The following is a 20,276-nucleotide window of genomic DNA, read 5'->3' as shown; positions in this document are numbered from 1 at the left end:
GCCACAACTATAGACTAAGGAGGTCCGCTCACCGGAATGAAGAAAAAAATAAAATGGGCAATCATTATCCTGATACTCGCCGGAATCAGTTACGGACTCTATTCATTCGGCAATCCTCCCGCCCCGGAAACGGCGATGGAGAACAATGACGCCATCACCTTCCCCGTGACCCGGGAAACGCTGGTGAACAGCATCGAAGTCAAAGGGAAGTCAAGTTATGAGCAGGAGACGTTCGTGCATGCTCCATTCGGCGCGGAAGTAAGACAGTGGAACGTGAAGGACGGCCAGCAAATCAAAAAAGGAGACGTGCTGTTCCGGCTTGACTCGACCGCCCTGGAGAATGAAATCGCGCAGACGCAAGCGACAATCAAGAAGCAGCGCCTCGAAATGAGACTGACGGAAGTCCAGAGCGCGCTGGGCCAGGAGGAGCAGGCGCTAGGCGTGACGGAGGCAGACCGCAAAAAAGTATTCGTGCAGCGGGAAGCACAGAAGCTCCAAGAGGAATTAAGCGAAGTCACCCTGGATATTCAGGAACGGGACATCGCGGACAAGCAGAAGAAGCTCAATGAAGCGAACTTTCGGGCGCCGGCGTCCGGCATTTTCCTGTTCGAGGATCCGAAGAAGATTCCTTCCCAGGTGAACAGCAACGACCGCCTCGGCAAGATCGTCGATCTGAACAAGCTCCAGCTCGTCTCGCTTGTCGGAGAGCAGGATGTATTCCGCATCGCGGAAGGAATGCCGGTCGAAGTGAAGATCAACGCCCTGAAGCAGGTTAAGCTGAAAGGAAAAGTAATCAAAGTATCCAAATTCGCCAAGGCAGGCACCGATCAGCAGAATACGAATCAGCCCGCTCAATTCGAGGTCATCATCGGACTGGAGCCGAATAAGCAGCTCATCGCCGGACTGAGCCTGACCGGCCAGATCGAGACCGAGCGCAAGGAAAACGCCATCGTCGTTCCTACCGTGGCCGTGCTGCGCGAGAAAGATCAGTATTATGTCTTCCTCGACAAAGGCAACGGTCAAGTCGAACGGAGAGATATCAAGATCGGAATGGAGACTCCGGAAAAAACGGAAGTCCTGGAAGGCTTGAAGGAAGGCGATCAGGTCGTCCTGCAATAGCAGCCTGCCAGAGCAAGAGCCCCCGGCATGAGGATTCCTTCATGCCAGGGGCTCTTCCGTCTCCTGCCGGAGCCGTCACGGCTTCGGCGCCCGCACATCCTTCAGCCGATAAGACAGCGTGACAAGAACATAGTCGTCCTTCTCCGTCTGATCGGCGTAGGGTCCCAGTTCTTCTTGTTCATCCGGCTCGACCGTATCGGAGCCGTTCTCTGCGGCGACCGCTCCCCGAATCAGTTTCTGCTCCCATTCCTTCGGAGTCATGCTGCGGTACGCGATATTCGCCTCGGCCAGCATCTTCTCGCCGTCGCGATTCAAGTGAATCTGCTCTTCGATGATGCCGATGCCTTCCTGGAACACCCGGGACAGCTCTTGCAAAATATAAGCGGAATTCTCCGCCGCCAGCTCGCGATCGAACGTATAACTGCGCTGCATCGGATTCGTCTGATAATACTTCTCGATCAGATTGCCATGCTGCTTCGTTTCCACCAATAGATCCAGCTCCTCCAGCTTTTTGACGTGATAGTATAACCGGGAAGGCTTCTCGTTCAGACGTTCCGCTAACTGCTTCACCGTCAACGGCTCTTCCCGCGCCAATCGCAGGATTTGGTTTTTTCTCGAGTCAAGCAGGGCCTTCGCCAGCTCGAGGTCTTCAATAATTCGGTGACTCTTCAATCCATGGCCTCCTTAACCGCTAAGAAGGCATCACCGCTTGCGCGTCTCCTTCCGGCGGGGTCATCGTGCCTGATGCTTTACTCTTCAAGGCTCGATAGAATACCCCCTCAAGCTAACAAAGAATGTAGAGGCGGGAAAGACGGCGGCGGGACGAGCGAAGAGGGTTGAGGCCGCGAATCCTGCATTTGAGCAGGATTTTACGCCATTTCAGGCACTATCTGATGCAATTCCTGCAAAAGTACATCCTTTTCGCCGATTTTCCCTTCCAACCAATTGACATGGCAGAAAATCCTGCAGTTTTGCAGGAATGTCGGTTACGGAGTAGACCTCAAAATGGAAAACTGTATTTTCGCAGCTTTTCGGCAGACGAGCTGTGAGAAGCAGGGGAACTATCTCAATGTATCGAAAAAACTACTTATGGAACAGCACTTTTATAGAATCTCCATAGTGCGGTGTACTGCTAATTCAATGTGCTGCTTCTCTTCGGCCCCCGGCCACGATTCACGCTGATGCTTGAGTCATATCATCAAAGAACGGCCCCTTGCGGATGCCGTCCCTATGCTTTCATCTCTTCTGTTTTTCTATCCATCACGGATTCATTCACGGCACGGCATCGCCCAGCCCGCTCATTCGCCGTCCGAGCCGGATTGCTTCGCCTCCCGGAGCATGGCGATAATATCTTCCTCCAACTGCTTGATTCCCGCCCGGTCTTCCCGTTCCCACAACAGGTTGAACCGCTGCTGGAACTGGACGGCTTCCGTTACTTTATGATAGAAGTACAGCTCCTGAATCAGGGCCAGACATTGATGCACCAGACGCGACTGATCCTCGAAATCGCGCTGCGCCTCCAATATTTCCTGCCGGATGCTGGACATTTCATTATCGAGAATAAACGCGGCTTCGGCCGCTTTTTTCAGGCGCAGCCGCACATCCTCCGGCAGGCTGTCGCGGTATTTGTAATTGAGCGAATGCTCGATGGTTGCCCAGAAGTTCATCGCCAGCGTCCGGATTTGGATCTCCGCCAGCACCATCTTTTGGCCGAGGGCCGTCTGCACAGGGTATTCCACGATCATGTGGAAGCTGCGGTAGCCGCTCTCTTTATAGTTCGTAATATAATCCTTCTCGTACAGCAGGGTCATATCTTTGCGATGGCGGATGAACTCAGCGACTCTGCGGATATCATCCACGAATTGGCACATGATGCGGATGCCTGCGATATCTTCGATTCCGCGCTCCAACTGGTCCATCGGGACGTCCAGCCGCTTCGCCTTGTCCAGAATACTGGAGATGCGCTTCACCCGTCCCGTTACGAACTCAATCGGCGAATACTCTTCCCGCTTCTTCAGTTCCGAGCGCATCGTCTTGAATTTGACTTTCAACTCTTCGACGGCCTGCTCATATGGCAGCAAAAACTTTCCCCAATCTCTTCCGTCCATTCAAGCGCCTCCTGTCATTCCCACCGTCCGTTATCTATGATCGTCCAAGCGGATGTCTCTTAATCGTTCTACCGGTGATCCGCGCCGACGGCTTCGGATATATGCCGGTACCCGTCCCGCTCCAGCAAGCGGGCCAGACCCGCCGCCAAATCCCGGTTAACGCCCGGGCCCCGGTAGATGAAGCCGGTATAAATCTCTACCAGACTGGCGCCGGCCCGAATCTTGCGATAGGCGTCCTCTGCGCTGAACACCCCGCCCGAGCCGATAATCGGGAGCGAGCCGTTCGTCAGGCGGTACAGTCGGGACACGACCTGGGTCGATCGCTCCTCCAGCGGCCGCCCGCTCAAGCCGCCGGCCTCCAGCCGGTTGCTGTGCCCGGCTCCCATGCGGGAGAGCGTCGTATTCGTCGCGATAATCCCGGATACGCCGCTCGCCATAATCGTATTCGTCATTTGCTCCAGTTCGGCGTCAGACACGTCGGGAGCGATTTTCACCAGCACGGCCTTGCTCCGTCCATGTTCTGCATTAAGCCGCTTCATTTCCGTACCGGCCGCCTGCAGCAGCGACTTCAATTCGTCTCCATGCTGAAGATTGCGTAGATCCGGCGTGTTGGGCGAGCTGATATTGATGACGAACAAGTCTGCTACCGGATAGAGTGTCCTCAGACAGGACAAATAATCGTCCTGCGCCTGCTCGTTCGGCGTCGCCTTGTTCTTGCCAATGTTGACCCATACCGGAATCGGCCGCTTCGGCAGCGCCGACAGCGACTGCAGCATGCTGTCCGCTCCCTTGTTGTTGAAGCCCATCCGGTTGATAAGCGCCTCGTCCGGGGGCAAACGGAACATGCGCGGCTTCTCGTTCCCCGGCTGCCCCTTGGGCGTAACGGTGCCGACTTCCATGAACCCGAAGCCGACCGCGGAGAGACCGCTCACCGCCTCCGCGTTCTTGTCCAGGCCGGCCGCCAACCCAATCGGCGTATGGAAGGACAAGCCGAATAGCTCGGTCTTCAAGGCCGGATTCTCTCCAACCCCGTATACCCCTCTCAGCAGCGCTGGCACGCCCGGAATCCGGCCTGCTTTGCTCATCCCCCCGATGACGAGGTGATGCGCCTGCTCCGGATCCATTTTAAATAGAAGAGGTTTTGCAATATATCGATACAACAACGTGTTCACTCCGTTCATCCATGCCAGACAAATAAGCCTGCTTCGGTACTATTTTGGCTCGTCGCCAACCCCTTCTCCGGCACGGCAGCCGTCCCTTGAGAGAAGCAGGCGCATTTTGGCCCTAACAAATAGTTTAAATCTTTCTTCGGCAAAAGAAAAGTCTGGATTCACTTTCAATTCGTCTGGCCTTTTGCCCGGAAAACGATTACAATAAAGGCAGTGAACAAGCGATTTCGAAGAAAGGTGATGAACTATGGCAACGAAACGGAAACCTCCCGTTATCGCGACCAAGCCGCAGGATGCCGTGAACAAGAAAGCCATTTTTTGGGCAGGGGGCATCGCGCTGGTTATTGTCATTATCGTTTCCATCTTACTAGTGATGAACGGATAACATGCCTGCCGTTCAAGGAATAAGAGAGCCGTGCCCCTGAGCCTCCAAGGGAACACGGCTCTCTCTTTTCGCCGCGGCAGCGGTTAATCCAGCCAGCGGTAGACCTTGCCCGGGTTGTCCTGCTTCGGCGTCAGATCGAGCCGGTACCGTCCTTCCGGCTCGGGGATCCGCAGCTCGCCGGGCAGCACATCCGATTCAATGCTCACTTCCGTCCCGATCGGCACCATGTCGAACAGCTCCTCGACATCGTCCGGCAGCATGCGGATGCATCCGAGGGATTCGTCCCGGCCGATGCTGTCCGGCTCATTCGTTCCGTGAATCGCATACAGCGTGTCCGACAGCGTCATCCCCCGGCTTCCGAAGGCGCCGGTCGAGGAGCCATTCGGATTCACCACCTTCTCCGAGATGACGAACTTCCCCTTCGGCGTACGCCTGCCTCCGAGTCCGATCTCATAATTGCGGAGCAGGATGCCGCCGCTGACCACCCCCAGGCGGTGCCGTTTTTTGTCGACCACGATTCGAATCGGCTCACGGAACGGATCGGCCTCATCCGCCCACATGCGGGAGAGCGCCTGCTCGGTCCGCTTGCGCTTCGGGCCGCGTCCCATCCCGTTGCGGTAGACCTGCAGCACCTCCGCATAAGCCTGTTCGATCTCCTCCGATGTGCCGGATACGGAATTGGCCGGATAGGCCTTCGCCATGGCGGCCCACTGATCCGGGGCAGTCTTGCCCTGCTTGACGTAGGCCGTCAGGGCCGACTTGGCAATCAGCCGCTGCTCGCTCGCTTCCGTCCACAGCGCCGCCCCTTGGCTCACCTCCAGCCGCTCCTCCTCGCAACGGCAATCGGGATCCGCCAGCGGCAGCATCTCAATCGGCCCGCCTTCGGATGGCGTGCTGGCCAACAGAACGGGCTCGGGCTTCCGCGACCAGATGAGCCATGCTTCATCCGCCTCCATCCGGACGACGGCATCCTCGCCGCCCGGCTTCCGCTCCTTCTCCAGGATCCGCTTCAAGGCGCGCGCATAGCCCTCGTCGTCTCCTGCGGCCACCAGCCGGTAGAAGGTGCCGCCGCTGACCTCCTCTTGCGGCGTCTCCTGCGCAAAGCCCTTGTCCCGCTGAACGCGGAGACGCGTTCCGTCGGGTGCCGCCGCCTCTCCGCCGGGCAAGAGGACAAGCAGCAGAAGGAACAGAATGGCCAATAACCCGGTCCGCAGCCGGCGCGCCCTCGTCCGGCGCAGCCTCTCGCGCTCCATCCGCTCCTTCACCTGCTCCTCTACCGTCTCCTGCGGCAGAGGCTCATTCTCGAACGCTTTATAGATATCTCCTGCCTGGTTGAAGCAGTAGTTGGCTTTCCCTTGCTCCCCGGACCGCTCATATTGCTTGCCCAGCAAATACCAGGCCATCCGGTTGTCTGGATGGGCTTCCAGATACTCCTTCATATAGGCTTGGTCTTTTTTGGACCATTGAGGGGCCGGTTGGCCGGATTGAGGGGGCACTCTGATTCCTCCCTTCTTTCATCATTCGTCTTCTGTCCCGCTTCCTCCTTATCGTCCGGCTGCTTCGCCTGACGCGTTTTGCCGTTCGAATACGGTATCCCGAAGAATGAGCGTCCGGAGCTCCGGAACCCAACTGACATGCATCCCGAATTGATCGAGCAAGCGCGCCGGGATCAGCCACTGTCCGTCTTGCCGGAAGGGCGCTTCCTCCGCGCTGAGCGTCTGCGTCCGCTTCGCCCCGCCGCGCTCCACCTGTACTTGCGGGGCGTCCCGCTCCAGAGTAAAAACCGACGGACCGAACGTTACCCGCACCTTGTCATGATCCAGCTCTTCCACGCCGTATCCGAGAAGGGCCTTCCAGGGCTCCAGCGGAAGGAAGGCGCGATTGTTCTGGATGACCGCAGGAACCGGCATCTCGACCCGCCGGTCATTATACACCGTAATGACCGCGTCCTGTGCGGACGGGCTTGCGCCGGCCGGGGAACGGACCTCCTCCGGCAGCGTGTAGCGGCGGATAAGGCGAATCGAATTATTGAATCCGTCCGCCACCGCGATCGTTCCGTTGCTGAGCACGGCCACATCCTGCGGCTCGCGGAATGCCGCCTGTTCCGCCCAGCCGTTCTGATGGCCTGTCCGGCCGCCGCCGCTTAATGTATACACCTTGCCGTCATAGAGATAGCGGACGGCATGATTCCACCGGTCCGCGACGACGATGCCGCCCTCGGCCGTAATCGCGATGCCTGCCGGGCCGTTGAACAGCGCCTCGCTCGCCTTCCCGTCCCGGTAGCCTCCCGCGGCATACAGCCGCGCATTCGGGAACTTGAGGCTATAGCTGGCGACCGATCCGGCGCCGGCCAACGTCGTCACGCGCTTCTGCTTCAGATTCACCAAGCGAAGGCGCTGATTCCCGGTGTCGCTGACCACCAGATCACCGGACGGAGTGAAGGCCAGGCTGCTCGGCTCGTTGAACTTGGACTCCGCGAGCTTGCCGTCCTCATAATCGCCTCCTGCCGCGACCGCGCCGGGAGCGTATTCGACGATCCGCTTCGATCGCGCGTTCAGTGTCGTTACATGGCCATTCGCATCAATGCGCCGAATGACATGATTCAACGCATCCGCGACGTAGAGGGAACCGTCCTCCGCCACGGCCACGTCCCGCGGCTCATTGAAGCGCGCCTCCGTTCCTGTGCCGTCCTTCCAGCCGGCAAGACCGCTGCCGGCTACCGTCGTCACCCGGCCCGACTTGTCCAGCTTGCGGATGACGTGATTCGCCGCATCGGCTATATAGAGATTGCCTTGCCGATCCTCCGCCATCCCCATCGGCCGATTGAAGCGGGCCTCCGTGCCCTTGCCGTCTGCCCAGCTCCCGTTCGGCTCCCGCGTCTCCGCAGCGAAGCGGACCTGTCCGGCCAGCGTGGCGACTTGTCCCGCAGCGTCAGCCCGGCGGATCAGATGGTTATAGGTGTCCGCGATGAGGAGCGCGCCGTTCTTCTCGGCCAGCAGTCCGGCTGGATAGCGGAACTGCGCCCGTTCGGCGCTGCCGTCAGCCGAGCCGGACACGCCCGAGCCGGCCCAATCGATCGTCTCGTACCAGACCGGCGAGCGGCTCCAGGCGGCGAAGTCGATCGCAGGCGTCGACAAGCTGTCGAAGCGGCTCATTTCCTGTACCGGCGGCGTCATAGGAGCTGGCGCGGACGATGCGGAAGCCATTCCTTCCGCACTGGCCGTGCCGATGCACAGCATAAGGAGGAGCATCTTGCTTGCCCAATGAAATTGCTTTACTTTTCGATTCATGCTGTTCTCCTTTATGACTTATGGATTCACTTTAATTTCCAACGGCTTCTCCATCGGTGCGATCGAGTGAGCCGTTCCTGCCGCATCATAGAAGCGGATATCGGATATTGTGAAGGACATCGTTCCTCCCGATCCGGCAGTATAAGGCAGCGTCAGCATCGCGTCCTCGCTCTCGAGCCGGATGGATCCGGGCGCCGTGACGAGAATCCGGTACAGTACCCGGCTGCCGGAGACCGATACCGCGTCCACGCTGTTCTTTTCATGATAGGTATCCGGGCTCAACGCAATATCGAACTTGCCGCCGCCATGCCGGTATTGTCCGGCATCCTGCTCAAGCTTGTTCCGATCGAGCGTACCGCCGCTCGCTTGGACGGCGAACTGGATGGCGACGACGTCAACCGGCTGCGTCAATCGCTTCAAGACGGCCGTAATCTCGACCGCGGCTCCCGCCTGGACCTCTGCCGCGCTTGCGGTCAACTCCAGCACATCCTTCTTCAATTCCGGTTCGGGATCCGGGTCTGGATCCGGATCGGGCTTCGGACCAGGCCCGGGGTCCGGGTTCGGCTTCTCTCCATTCCCCGGGGAGCTCCCCGAAGTCTCCTCCGTTGCGCTGCCTGGCTTCGGAGCCTCCACGCACATGGCCGATGCCTTTCCGTTCTCGCATACCTCAAGCCGGGCCTTCTTCAAGTCCTCGGCGAAGCGCTGGCGATCTTTTTTCTCCAACGATGCGGCATAGTCTCGCTCCAACTGAAGCTGGCGTTCCCGATCGAGCTTCGCCTGCTCCTGCCGGCGCGCTTCCTCCTCCTTGGACGGAACCGGTTCGGCTGCGGATACAGCTTCCTCCAGGCGGCTTCGCTGTTCCTTCGCCTGGGTGATGCGCTCCCGTTCGCCCGCAGTAAGCTGCAAGGCGGCGTCGCGCCAAGCCGTGCCGGAAGATGCCGCTTCGGCCGCCGTCAGCCTTCCCGCCTCCAGCGCCGTTCTGACGATGACGCCGTGGAACGCGGCCAGATTGCGCTGAATGCGGATTTCTTCCTCGCTCCGCGCTTCTGCCGAAGCTCCGCCGATCGCCTTCTCCGTCCCGAGCTCCAGGAAGCTCTCAAGCACCCGGCACGATGTTCCGTCCGCCGAGGCCGATTCAGCCGCACAGGCCGATTCCTGCCATTCCCGCAGCAACCCGCTGTTCTCCTCGGCCGCGTCGCGGAAACCGCGAACCATCGCCCGCAGCACGGCAGGATCAAGCTCTGCCGCGAGCGAATCGGTATCCGCATAGGCGAACAAGGCTTTCACTCCTCCCGACTTCAACGGAACGAAGCTGGCGGCCTGCGCCGGATACACATCCCGCTCGAACAGCGGCTTAAGCGGAGTTCCCCGCTCGGCGGAGTTCATATCGATCCCCCGGTACTGCGTGCGGACCACGCCGGCGGTAACATGCAGATCCGTCCATCCGGCGCCGGGATCGACGCGCACGGCGAACTGAGTGCCGCGAACAGCCATCACGGTCGTTGGCGTTTCCAATTCGAAGCGGTCATCCGCTCCCAGAATCGACTTTACTTTGGCAAAGACGGAACCGGCCCATACTCCGATTTTCGTCTTGGCTCCTTTTTCGCCATCCAATTCCGTAAAGGCCACTTCGGCCTCTTCTCCGATCGTCAGCTCATCCTCCTTGTCCCCGCCGACCAGTTGAAGCACGACGCGGGATTCCGAGCCGGTGACAATCCGGTCGCCTTGATTGATGCTCATATTTTTGAATAATTGCAGCGGCTTGCCGCCGCCTGATTTCGTAACGGTGGCCGTTCCTTTCCATTCCTTCACGAGAGCTACGCGCACCGCCTTATCGGCAGCCGCAGCCGGCACAGGCCGGATGAGCCCGGCAACCAATAAGCAGCATGCGATGATGAACATGAGATTCCATCTCCGTCGTTGCACGTTATCCCTCCTCTCCTTTTCTATCGGATGAAATCGACTGAATTGCGAGCGTTTTTTTTACTTTTTCATCCTTTTTGCGTATGAAATCCGTCCTTCGGTCCTAATTCACGCCTCTTCTTGTTCCGCCAGCAATTCGTAGACGAGCACCGGCTCCGATTTGCCCTTCAGCTTGAGAGGCCCCACCTCGGACATCTTGAACCGGCTGCCAAGGCGCCGCACCGTTGCTTCCCCTACCAGCACCTGTCCCGGCTTCGCTTGCGATTCCAGGCGGGCGGCGGTGTTGACCGTGTCGCCAATCGCCGTGTAATCGAGCCGGAGCGCTTCCGAGCCGATGTTGCCGACGACCGCTTCGCCGCTCTGAATCCCGATGCCGAACTGAACGGAGATATCATGCGCTCCCACCGTCTGCTTCAACAGCTCCGCCCGTCTCACCAAGCTTAGCGCCGCTTGAAGCGCATGTTCTTCATGCCGTTCCAGCGGATAGGGGGCGCCGAAGATGGCCATGACGCCATCGCCGATGAACTTGTCCAGCGTCCCCTGATGGCGGAAGATGACGTCGGCGCAGGCATGCAAATATTGATTGAGCACCTGGATCGTCTCCTCCGGGGCCAGCCGCTCCGAGAGCGGAGTGAACCCTCGAATATCGATGAACATGACGGTAATATCGCAGCGCGTTCCGCCGACCCGAATCGCCTCCCTGGATCGCAGCAGCTCCGTCACGACGGCGGGCGACACATACCGCCCGAACAGCTCTTCCACCTGCTGGCGCGCCCGGCGCTCCTCGCGGCTGCGATAAGCGAGAAGGAGCGTGTAAGAGGCGGTCATCCCGCATATTTCGGTGAAATACGGAATGAATACCGAGCCGGTCTCATAGACTCCGATCCAGATCACCGTATATATGCCGGCGAGCAGCAGGGCGCATCCTGCCCCCGGCACGCCCCGGACCCGGTTCCCGCACCAGGCGGCAGCGGCAATGCCCGCGGCGAGCGCGAACACGTTCCAGCCGAAGGGAGCTTCCTTATAGAAGCGCCCCTCCAGCAGTGATTGAACCATGTTCGCATGGATCTCCACGCCGTGGAGCGTCATCGTCCGGCTCAACGGCGTCATATGCTTGTCGCTGAGCGAGGTCGCATACGGGCCGATAAGGACCGTCGTATCTTGGTAATACGCGGCATCGACGACGCCGGTCAGCACATCGATGAACGACTGGCGATCGTACCCGTTCAGTTCGCTGTCTCCATAACCGTAAGCGGAAGTGAAGAAATCCGTCGCCACCTGATGCCGGGCATCCGTCGGTATCGGCTTGTCCCCCCGCAGCCAAGCCTGCTTCTCCTCATCCCAACGGATTTGTTCCCCTTCAGGGAGCATCCGGTTCGCCAGCAGCACGTCGAGCGATGGAATCATCTCGCCGTTCTCGTCGCGCAGCCCGAGCGTCATATGCCGGATGACCCCGTCCGGATCGGGCAGCACATTCACATGGCCCTGCTGCGCCTCCGGCACCTGGAGAGAAGCGGCGGGCCGATCGACGCGCTCGACGAGCAGCGATTCCGCATCAGGCTGACGGGATTGCAGGGTGACCTGTACCGGCAGAAAAACTTGCGGATAGCGCTTGAGCTGTTCGGACAGCAGCGCATCATCCTGCTTGTCCGCAGCCGGATCGATCAGGAGCAGATCCAGCGCAACCGACTTGGCTCCGGCTTCCATCAGATTTTTGATCATATCCGCATATACGCTGCGCGGCCAAGGAAACGGCCCCAACTGATTCAGGGACTCTTCGTCAATCGCAATAATTTTGATCCGATCGTCGGGAGCCTGCTCCGCCACGCTCTTGGTGCGCAGCGCATCGCGAAGGGCATGCTCCGCCATCTGGAACGAGCCCCCGGTTCCGAAGCAGTACACATACACCGCAATGATGGTGACGAGGGCCGCGATCCCGAGCGGTATTCCGTAATTCTTCATCCCAGCCCTCCCCCTGGCTGCCAAAATAAAGATATGTTCATATATTCAATTGTTGCGGCGTTAACCTATAACATTGTAGAACGAGGAATGCATTCTTGGCAATGACACCGGCCTCACTCGGGATTGCTTGCGCCGCAGTATCTTTTGGCAAAGAAAAAAGCATGCAGGTCTCATGAAATTTGCCCATATTTGCGCATAACGAATTCTTTCCATAAATAAAAAAAATCCCCGCTCCAAGCAGGGACAAGCTTACTCTATGTTGATGCCACGCAGTGTTAGTTGAACGGCGTATCCGCGATCTTGATCGAATCCGTAGGGCAGCCGTCAGCCGCATCCTGCAGATCGTCGTACAGATCTTCCGGAATCTCGGTGATTCCTTGGTTGTTATCGCCTTCATATATCACTTCTGCGATGCCTTCATCGTCGTAGTCGTATATATCCGGAGCGGTTGCGCCGCACGCTCCGCAAGCGATGCATGTGTCTTTATCTACCCAAGTATATTTTGCCATTGGTTCGTTCCCTCCTGTAATCAGAACAGTTCGTCATGGTTCCTCCGTAATCAATATAATACAAACAGGGTTGAAATTCAAACGAAATCCTCGATTTTATCGCGTTCCCGCGCGGATTCCCGATGCCGGATCCGCATTAATCGGATCGGTTGTCCCCGTCTCCGTGTCGCAGAAAATCCGTTTGCAGGGAGGTCCCCCTTACTTTATGATTCCGCAGCAGCGCCGAAGGATCGTCTCCCAGCATGCCCAGAGTAACGAGCGCGTTCTCCCCGTACTTGTCGCGGATCCGATCCATCGCTTGAATGAGCTGGTCCCGCTTCGGCTGCTGCTCGAAGTCGAACAGATCGAGCTGAATCGCCGCCTCCTCCTTGGCCACCATGTTCTGTCCCGTAATTCCGAGGAGCCTGATCGGCCGATCCTGCGGCCAATGCTGCTCATAGAGGCGCCAAGCTTCTTCCAGCAGGCGGGCCGCATCGTCCGTGGGCGAATCCAGCGTGGCCGAACGCGTAATCGTCTTCATCTCCGGCGTGCGGATCGTAATCTGAACCGTCTGGGCCATCAGCCGCTGCCTGCGCATCCGGCGGGCCACCTGATCGGCCAGATTGAGCAGCACGCGGCGGACATCCTCCTTCGCGGTCACATCCTGCGGCAGTGTCGTCGTATGTCCGACGGACTTGTTCGGCTCCCGTTCCGGGCGAACCGGCCCTTCATCCAGCCCGTTCGCCGCCCGCTTCATCCAGTGGCCCTGGACGCCGAACAGCGAGACGAGACGGGCTTCATCCGCCTGCGCCAGTTCGCCGATCGTGCGGATGCCCGAGCGCGACAGCTTCGTGGCGGTCTTCTGTCCGATGCCGAACAGTTCGCCGCACGGCCTGTTCCATAGCAGCTTCGGCACATCCCGGATGCGGAGCACCGTAATGCCGTTCGGCTTCTTCATATCCGAAGCCATCTTCGCCAGCAGCTTGTTCGGCGCGATCCCGATCGAACAAGGCAGCGATAGCTCGCCGCGGATGCGCTGCTGCAGCTCGTTCGCGATCTCAAGCGGCGTGCCGAATAACTTCGAGCCGCTGATATCCATATAGCATTCGTCAATGGATACGACTTCAACCAGCGGTGTATAATCGCGCGCAATAGCAATAAATGCCTGTGAATAACGCCGGTACAGATAGAAATCCGGGCGGATCAAGACAAGCTGGGGACAGAGGCGCAGCGCCTGCTTCACAAGCATCCCGGTGCGGATTCCCCTCTTCCGGGCCGCATAGGAGCAGGTGACGATAATTCCTTTGCGCAGCTCGATGCTGCCCGCGACGGCCGTCGGCTTGCCCCGATACGTCTCCGGGTCCTCCGCTTCGTGAACGGAGCAATAAAACGCGTTCATATCCACATGGAGGATGACACGGCCCTTCGGGGGATAGTGCCGATCGACCCGGTCACGCGCCTCTTCCTTACCGCCCATTTCTCTCACCTTTCTTCCTTCGTGGAAGTGTTCCCCAACAGAACAACTGTTCCAGTTCCATTTTACCGCTTTCCGTTCGCCAATACAACCGGCTCAATTTCTGCCGCCGCATAAATTACGGACTATACATCCTTCTTTCGAATGCTATAATAGGAAAATATAGTTTCGGGACTGTATCGTCCGTGCACTAAATGAAGGGGGTTTCGAGTATGTCGACATTCGTTTCCATTTTTGATACCACGCTGCGCGACGGCACCCAGGGCGAAGGAATCAGCCTGTCCGCGGATGATAAAATAAAAATCGCGCGCAAGCTGGACGCCTTCGGAGTGTCCTATATTGAAGGCGGCATTCCGGGAAGCAACGGCAAGGATATCGAGTTCTTCAAGCGGGTCAAGTCGTATTCCTGGCAAGCGAAGTTGACAGCCTTCGGGAGCACCCGCCGCAAAATGTCGCGGGCGGAGCAAGACGTGAGCCTGAACCGCATCATCGAAGCGGGCGTTCCCGCAGCGACACTCGTAGGCAAGTCATGGGATTTCCACGTCCATACGGCGCTGGAGACGACGCTGGAAGAGAATCTGTCCATGATCTCGGACTCTATCGCCTACTTGAAGCGTGCCCACATGGAAGTGATGCTCGATGCGGAGCATTTCTTCGACGGTTACAAGCATAATCCCGAATACGCGCTGGCCGTGCTTCGCGCCGCCGAGGAGGCGGGAGCGGACTGGGTCGTGATGTGCGACACGAACGGCGGAACGCTGCCGCACGAGATTGCAAGCATCGTCCGGAGCGTCAAGAGCCATGTCGACATCAAGCTCGGCATCCATACGCATAATGATTGCGAGCTGGCCGTCGCCAATACGCTGGCGGCCGTGGAAGCCGGAGCGACCCAGGTCCAGGGCACGATGAACGGTTACGGCGAGCGATGCGGCAATGCCAATCTGTGCTCCATCATCCCGAATCTTCAATTGAAGATGGGATACTCGTGCGTCTCCGGCGATCAGCTTAAGCAATTGACTTCGGTCGCACGGTATGTGAGCGAGATCGCCAATGTGAACATGCCGGTCAACCAGCCTTACGTCGGCAACGCCGCCTTTGCTCACAAGGGAGGCATCCACGTCTCGGCGATTATGAAGGATTCGCGCACGTATGAGCATATCGAGCCCGAGCAGGTCGGCAACAAGCAGCGGGTGCTGGTCTCGGAGCTGGCCGGTCAGAGCAATGTCTTGTCCAAGGCGCAGCAGCTCGGCTATGAGCTCGATGCCAGCAATCCGACAACCCGCGCCATTATCGAGCGCATCAAGGAACTGGAGCACCAGGGTTACCAATTCGAAGGCGCGGACGCCTCGCTCGAATTGCTGCTTCGCCAGGCGACCGGATCGCACGAGGAGCCGTTCACCTTCGCTTCCTTCAAAATGATCGTCGAGAAGGCGGCCGATCGTTCAGTCAATTCCGAAGCGATCGTGAAGCTGAATGTCGGCGATGAGACCGTGTATATGGCTGCCGAGGGCAACGGTCCGGTGAATGCGCTTGACAACGCGCTTCGCAAAGCGCTCGTCCGCCACTACCCTTTTATTGAAGATATGCATCTCACCGATTATAAAGTACGCGTATTGGACGAGAATGATACGACAGCCGCCAAGGTGCGGGTGCTCATCGAGTCGGCCGATTCTCAAAATACATGGAGCACGGTCGGCGTCTCGAGCAACGTGATAGAAGCGAGCTGGGAAGCTCTCTTAGACAGCATACGGTATGCGCTTATGGGGAAAGAGAAGGTGGATCTCGCTCCCGAACGCCGAGAACCGCTGGGGCTCGTCAACCATTAATCCTCACCAAAGCGACAAAACGAAAGGGGATGTCCCTTGTAGTATTCAGCTACAATGAGACATCCCCCTGATTCTCCATGATCGACTTGCCGGAAAACATTACGGCCAGTGTCAGTCAATGAGCTTGTCGATGCCCTTTTCCAATTCCTTCGGCGGGCGCAGTCCGATGAACAGCTCGCGGATGACTCCGTTTTTGTCAATCAAAATATTGGTCGGAAAGGCGATGCCGTTATACAGCTTATAAGCCTCTCCCTTCTCGTCCCAGAGCACCGGGTTGACCATCCCGTACTGGTTCACGAACTCCATCGCTTTTTCCTTCGTATCATAATTCGTCACATTGACCGACAGAAGTTCCAGCTTATCCTTATACTTGGCATGCAATTTGACAAGATCGGGCGCTTCTGCCTGGCACGGGGTGCACCAGGAAGCCCAGAAATTCAAAAAGATCGGTTTATCCTGCTTGCCGCCCACCTTATATTTCGTTCCTTCGGCGGTCTCGAGCGTGAACGAAGGCGCCAGCTTCCCTACTTGGGGCCCTGTCTCTTCCGGCAGGGCGACTTCGGCCGAGCCTTGCCTCGTTTCGGTCGATGAGACCGAAGACTGGCTTAGATTCTGCCACACGCCGAAGAGAATGAACAGCACGCCGACGATCAGCACGCCTGCACTTTTTTTCATTTACCGCGATCTCTCCTTTATCTTATCCGCGTTCGTTATTAACTTCGTTGCCGGGACACGCACTCCGGCAGGCAAGTCTGAACATGTGCTTTTGTATGTATTGTACCCTTTTTCTGCATAAAATACGATCCTTTCGCCCCTAAGCCGCGGGTATGACTCCTTCCTCCCTTGGGAATAGTAACGACGTGCTTGCAATGATTGTCTCTAGATATTACGCAGGAAAGGAACCTGATCATGGCCAAACAACGAAGCTCCTCCCTATGGCTTGAATATACGGCGATCGCCACCGTACCGCTTGTGCTCGTGTTGGGCAACTCGATGCTTGTTCCCATTTTGCCGGAGGTCAAGCGTCATCTGCATCTGACTCAGCTGCAGACCAGTCTCATCATTACCTTGTTCTCCGTATCGGCGGGCCTGATTATTCCGATCGCAGGCTATTTGTCGGATCGCTTCGGACGCAAGGCGATTATTATCCCCTCGCTGATCGTTTACGGGGCGGCAGGGATCGTCACCGGGCTTGGGGCCTTATGGGAATCCTACGGCATCCTGATCGGCTTCCGCGCGGTCCAGGGTCTGGGTGCGGCAGGAACGGCCTCGATCGCGATGGCCCTCGTCGGCGATTTGTACAAGGACGCCCAGGAGAGCCAGGCTTTGGGCCTGATCGAAGCTTCCAACGGCAGCGGCAAGGTAATCAGCCCGATACTCGGTTCGGCGCTTGCCCTGCTGACGTGGACGGCGCCCTTTTTTGCGTTTCCCGTATTTTGCGCCTTGTCGCTGGTCGCGGTTATCTTCCTCATTAAGGAACCGGAACGGAAGAAGAAGCCGCAGCCGCTCAAAACGTATATTCGGAACATCGGACAAATCTTCAAGCAGCAGGGACGCTGGCTCGTTCCCGCCTTTTTTGCCGGGGCGCTGTCCTTGTTTATCCTGTTCGGCATCCTGTTCTATTTATCCGACATTTTGGAGGAAAAGCCGTACAATTTGAAAGGGATCGTCAAGGGTCTTGTCCTTGCCATTCCGCTGCTCGGCATGGTGACGACCGCCTATATTACCGGTTCGCTCATCAAAAAGAACGGCGTGCTGATTCGCTGGCTGATGAATATCGGCCTGCTGCTTATGGCGGTCTCGCTCGGATGCACGATTTTCTTCTACAAAAACGTGTACGGCTTTATCGCGCTCATTACGGTGAGCAGCATCGGGACGGGCTTACTGCTGCCATGTCTGAACACGATGATCACCGGCGCGGTGGAGAAGGCGCAGCGCGGCATGATCACATCGCTCTACAGCAGCCTTCGCTTCCTCGGAGTCGCCTTCGGGCCGCCGCTGTTCAGCTGGATGATGGACAAGTCCCATCGCCTCATTTTTATCGTCGTTACGGTCCTGTCCGTCATTGCGCTCATCCTCGTGTTCTTGTTCATTAAGCCGGACAAAAAAGTGCGCTAACCGGCTTTTTTTCTATGTTTTCCAGGGAAAATCGACCTGTGTCCTCACTTGAAAATCGTGCAAAAATTGTACTTTTTTCGCCAAACCATCACGTTTGACTGTATGGTTTGGTTTTTAGTATCATAGTAATAAAAAAGAGAGGTGAGGACGATGGGAATAAGTCGCTAATTCGGATCGGAGAGCTTGCCCGTGCGGCGAAGGTCAGCCAGCGGACAATTGATTATTATACGACAATCGGGCTAATCGAGCCGGCAGGACGGACAGATACGAACTATCGTCTGTACAGCCTTGAAACCATCGAGCGGCTCAAACGTATTCATCAAATGAAGAGAGAAAAATATTCGCTGGAGGAAATCAAGCAGTATTTCGCGCAGCTGAGGCACGCGTCGGCGGAACAAGAGCTTGCCGACCGGCTGACGGAGCTGCAGCTGCACATGCAGAAGCTGGAGCGCGAGGCGAAGGAATTGAAGCCGATGCTCGACCAGCTGAAGCCGACCCAGGCCCGCAGACTGTTCAACCGTCTCGGCGCCCAGAGTGCGGCCTGCATAGAGGTGCTGCTCACCTTTATTGACAAGAACAATCATTTCATGATGTGACATCTTCGGTCCTGAATAAGCTCGCATCATCTGTACCGGATAGGAGGCAACAATATGATTTTATTTCATCCTATGGATTTTTTGATTTTTATTGCGCTCGGCATCTCGATCTGGGCCCAATTCCGAGTAAAAGGCACGTTCAACCGTTTCACGCAAGTGCAGGCCAGCAGCGGCATGACCGGCTACGAAGCGGCTCGCCGCATGCTCGATGCGAACGGGCTGCATGATGTCCCGATCGAGCCTGTGCAGGGAGCCTTGACCGACCACTATGATCCGATTCATCGGGTCGTCCGGCTGTCCGAGCCGGTCTATTACGAGAGCTCGATCTCGGCCATCTCGGTAGCCTGTCACGAAGTCGGCCATGCGATTCAGCATCAGCAATCGTATCCGATGCTCGTGCTGCGGCACCGCATGTTCCCGCTCGTCAATCTGACGTCGGGCGCAGCGCCGTTCCTCATCATTGCCGGGCTGCTGTTCCAATGGTCGAACTTGCTTCTCGTCGGGATTTTGTTCTTCTCGGCCGCCGTGCTGTTCCAACTGGTCACGCTGCCGGTCGAGTTCAACGCGAGCAACCGCGCGCGAGAGCTGATGGTGTCCGAAGGCTTCATTACGAACGAAGAGGAGCGCGGCGTCGCCAAAGTATTGAACGCTGCCGCCCTGACGTACGTTGCGGCTGCCCTCATCTCGCTTCTTGAACTGCTCAAGTTCATTATGATCTTCGCGAACAATCGGGAATAATCCCGTTTCCGATATCATGACAAGAGCCCCTTTCGCCTGCGATGCAGGTCCGAAGGGGCTCTTCTGTGTATGCCGCTAAGCTCCCGGCGAAGCTACAGCAGCTCAAGCTCATTTGTCGCCGAATCCGGGTTCCCTGGCCCGCGCTTGCCCTCCTGATGCTCCCTGAAATATTGCAGCAAAAAGGCATGAAAGGTCTGGGCCACCAGGGGCAGCTTCTCGTCGATGCGGCGAATCAGCCCGATGGATCGCGTCACGACCGGATCGACTACCCTGACGCGGGCCGGCTGAAGCTCCGATGTATGCTGGAGCGCCATATCCGGCAGCAGGCTTACTCCCATGCCGGCCGCCACGAGCCCTCGAATCGTCTCCGTCTCTTCCCCTTCGAAGCCGATATGCGGCGTGAAGCCTGCCTTCATGCAGGCATCCCATACGATGGGCCGCAGCGAATATCCGGGGCTGAACATGACGAACGTCTCTTCCTTCAGCTGCTTCAGGGAGATCGTCTCCTCCTGGGCCAGCGGATGGTTCGGCGGAAGGATGGCGAGCAGCTCCTCATTCAGCACGATTTCCCCCGTCACCATATCGCTATCCTTCGGATAGGGGGAGATGAACGCAAGGTCGACTTCCCCGGATACGATGTCATGAATGAGAGACGGGTACATCCCCTGCTTGAAGCGGAACTTCACGTTCGGGTGCCGCTTCCGGAACTCGGCCACCAGCTTCGGGATGAGATGGATTCCCAAGCTGTGCGGAAATCCGATCCGCACCTCTCCCAGCTCCGGATGCATGAATTCCTGCACCTCCTGAACCGCACGCTCCAGATCCTTGAGCACCGCTTCCGCCCGGCTGCAGAACAACTGCCCTACCGGCGTTAGCTGCAGGTTGCGCCCCTTCTGCAGGAACAACTTGACGCCAAGCTCCTCCTCCAATTGGTGAATCTGCCGGCTTACGGCAGACTGGGCGACATGAAGCTCCTCCGCCGCCTGCGTCACATGCTCCTTCTGGGCCACCTTCACGAAGTACAACAATTGCCTAAGTTCCACGAATGTCTCGCTCCGTTCTGCTTAATAATACGTTCTT

General features: G+C 57.7%; 17 protein-coding genes. 6 read left to right on the top strand and 11 right to left on the bottom strand.

Translation table 11 applies throughout. The features are described 5' to 3' along the window. The first annotated feature begins 36 nt into the window (after positions 1-36). On the top strand, positions 37-1,119 hold the full coding sequence (locus ABD76_RS13065) for an efflux RND transporter periplasmic adaptor subunit (protein WP_197257482.1): 1,083 nt from the start codon (positions 37-39) through the stop codon (positions 1,117-1,119). Between the two features lie 75 nt (positions 1,120-1,194). On the opposite strand, the gene ABD76_RS13060 is transcribed toward ABD76_RS13065, so the two are convergent. From ABD76_RS13060 to ABD76_RS13050, 3 genes are all read right to left on the bottom strand, one after another. Further along, a complete protein-coding gene (locus ABD76_RS13060) occupies positions 1,195-1,791 on the bottom strand; it encodes an ArsR/SmtB family transcription factor (protein ID WP_197257481.1) in 597 nt (198 codons plus the stop codon). A 626-nt stretch (positions 1,792-2,417) separates the two neighbouring features. After that, entirely contained in the window at positions 2,418-3,227 is an 810-nt protein-coding gene (yjbM, locus tag ABD76_RS13055; protein WP_197257479.1) for a GTP diphosphokinase, read from the bottom strand. Positions 3,228-3,295: 68 nt separating this feature from the next. Continuing rightward, positions 3,296-4,390 carry a quinone-dependent dihydroorotate dehydrogenase gene (locus ABD76_RS13050; RefSeq protein ID WP_197257515.1) on the bottom strand — a complete coding sequence of 365 codons (1,095 nt, stop codon included), beginning with the start codon at positions 4,388-4,390 and terminating at the stop codon, positions 3,296-3,298. Between the two features lie 253 nt (positions 4,391-4,643). Here ABD76_RS13050 and ABD76_RS13045 point away from each other — a divergent pair, with 253 nt between their 5' ends. Beyond that, on the top strand, positions 4,644-4,781 hold the full coding sequence (locus tag ABD76_RS13045; protein WP_197257477.1) for a hypothetical protein: 138 nt from the start codon (positions 4,644-4,646) through the stop codon (positions 4,779-4,781). Positions 4,782-4,864: 83 nt separating this feature from the next. Here the strand turns inward: ABD76_RS13045 and ABD76_RS13040 are convergent, their stop codons facing one another. The 6 genes from ABD76_RS13040 to ABD76_RS13015 form a co-directional block, all read right to left on the bottom strand. After that, positions 4,865-6,277 (bottom strand): L,D-transpeptidase family protein, encoded by a 1,413-nt coding sequence (locus tag ABD76_RS13040; protein ID WP_197257474.1) that lies wholly within the window; start codon positions 6,275-6,277, stop codon positions 4,865-4,867. Positions 6,278-6,325: 48 nt separating this feature from the next. Beyond that, a complete protein-coding gene (locus tag ABD76_RS13035; RefSeq protein WP_242069556.1) occupies positions 6,326-8,071 on the bottom strand; it encodes a stalk domain-containing protein in 1,746 nt (581 codons plus the stop codon). Positions 8,072-8,089: 18 nt separating this feature from the next. Then, positions 8,090-9,997 (bottom strand): FecR domain-containing protein, encoded by a 1,908-nt coding sequence (locus ABD76_RS13030; RefSeq protein WP_197257472.1) that lies wholly within the window; start codon positions 9,995-9,997, stop codon positions 8,090-8,092. 105 nt (positions 9,998-10,102) lie between these two features. Next, positions 10,103-11,956 (bottom strand): CHASE2 domain-containing protein, encoded by a 1,854-nt coding sequence (locus tag ABD76_RS13025; RefSeq protein ID WP_197257470.1) that lies wholly within the window; start codon positions 11,954-11,956, stop codon positions 10,103-10,105. 275 nt (positions 11,957-12,231) lie between these two features. Further along, positions 12,232-12,465 carry a ferredoxin gene (locus ABD76_RS13020; protein ID WP_006680207.1) on the bottom strand — a complete coding sequence of 78 codons (234 nt, stop codon included), beginning with the start codon at positions 12,463-12,465 and terminating at the stop codon, positions 12,232-12,234. 136 nt (positions 12,466-12,601) lie between these two features. Beyond that, positions 12,602-13,921: a DNA polymerase IV gene (locus tag ABD76_RS13015; RefSeq protein ID WP_197257468.1), complete on the bottom strand. Its 1,320-nt coding sequence runs from the start codon at positions 13,919-13,921 to the stop codon at positions 12,602-12,604. Between the two features lie 209 nt (positions 13,922-14,130). Here ABD76_RS13015 and cimA point away from each other — a divergent pair, with 209 nt between their 5' ends. Further along, complete coding sequence (cimA, locus tag ABD76_RS13010; protein ID WP_197257467.1) at positions 14,131-15,744, top strand: citramalate synthase; 1,614 nt, start codon at positions 14,131-14,133, stop codon at positions 15,742-15,744. Positions 15,745-15,855: 111 nt separating this feature from the next. On the opposite strand, the gene ABD76_RS13005 is transcribed toward cimA, so the two are convergent. Next, positions 15,856-16,419: a TlpA family protein disulfide reductase gene (locus tag ABD76_RS13005; protein ID WP_197257465.1), complete on the bottom strand. Its 564-nt coding sequence runs from the start codon at positions 16,417-16,419 to the stop codon at positions 15,856-15,858. Between the two features lie 234 nt (positions 16,420-16,653). On the opposite strand from ABD76_RS13005, the gene ABD76_RS13000 reads away from it, so the two are divergent. The 3 genes from ABD76_RS13000 (at position 16,654) to ABD76_RS12990 (ending at position 19,196) form a co-directional block, all read left to right on the top strand. Beyond that, the gene (locus ABD76_RS13000; protein WP_197257463.1) at positions 16,654-17,862 is read left to right on the top strand and encodes an MFS transporter; all 1,209 of its coding nucleotides are present in this window, start codon (positions 16,654-16,656) and stop codon (positions 17,860-17,862) included. Between the two features lie 107 nt (positions 17,863-17,969). Continuing rightward, on the top strand, positions 17,970-18,458 hold the full coding sequence (locus tag ABD76_RS12995; RefSeq protein ID WP_206765640.1) for a MerR family transcriptional regulator: 489 nt from the start codon (positions 17,970-17,972) through the stop codon (positions 18,456-18,458). A gap of 54 nt (positions 18,459-18,512) precedes the next feature. Continuing rightward, a complete protein-coding gene (locus ABD76_RS12990) occupies positions 18,513-19,196 on the top strand; it encodes a zinc metallopeptidase (RefSeq protein WP_168180186.1) in 684 nt (227 codons plus the stop codon). Between the two features lie 92 nt (positions 19,197-19,288). Here ABD76_RS12990 and gltC read toward each other — a convergent pair whose 3' ends face one another. Further along, positions 19,289-20,239: a glutamate biosynthesis transcriptional regulator GltC gene (gene gltC, locus ABD76_RS12985; protein WP_197257461.1), complete on the bottom strand. Its 951-nt coding sequence runs from the start codon at positions 20,237-20,239 to the stop codon at positions 19,289-19,291. Positions 20,240-20,276 lie beyond the last annotated feature (37 nt).

Source organism: Paenibacillus dendritiformis (assembly GCF_015845845.1).
Classification (GTDB): Bacteria; Bacillota; Bacilli; order Paenibacillales; family Paenibacillaceae; genus Paenibacillus_B; species Paenibacillus_B dendritiformis_C.
Note: the sequence above shows the minus strand (reverse complement) of the source record. Positions and strands in the feature narration are given on the sequence as shown.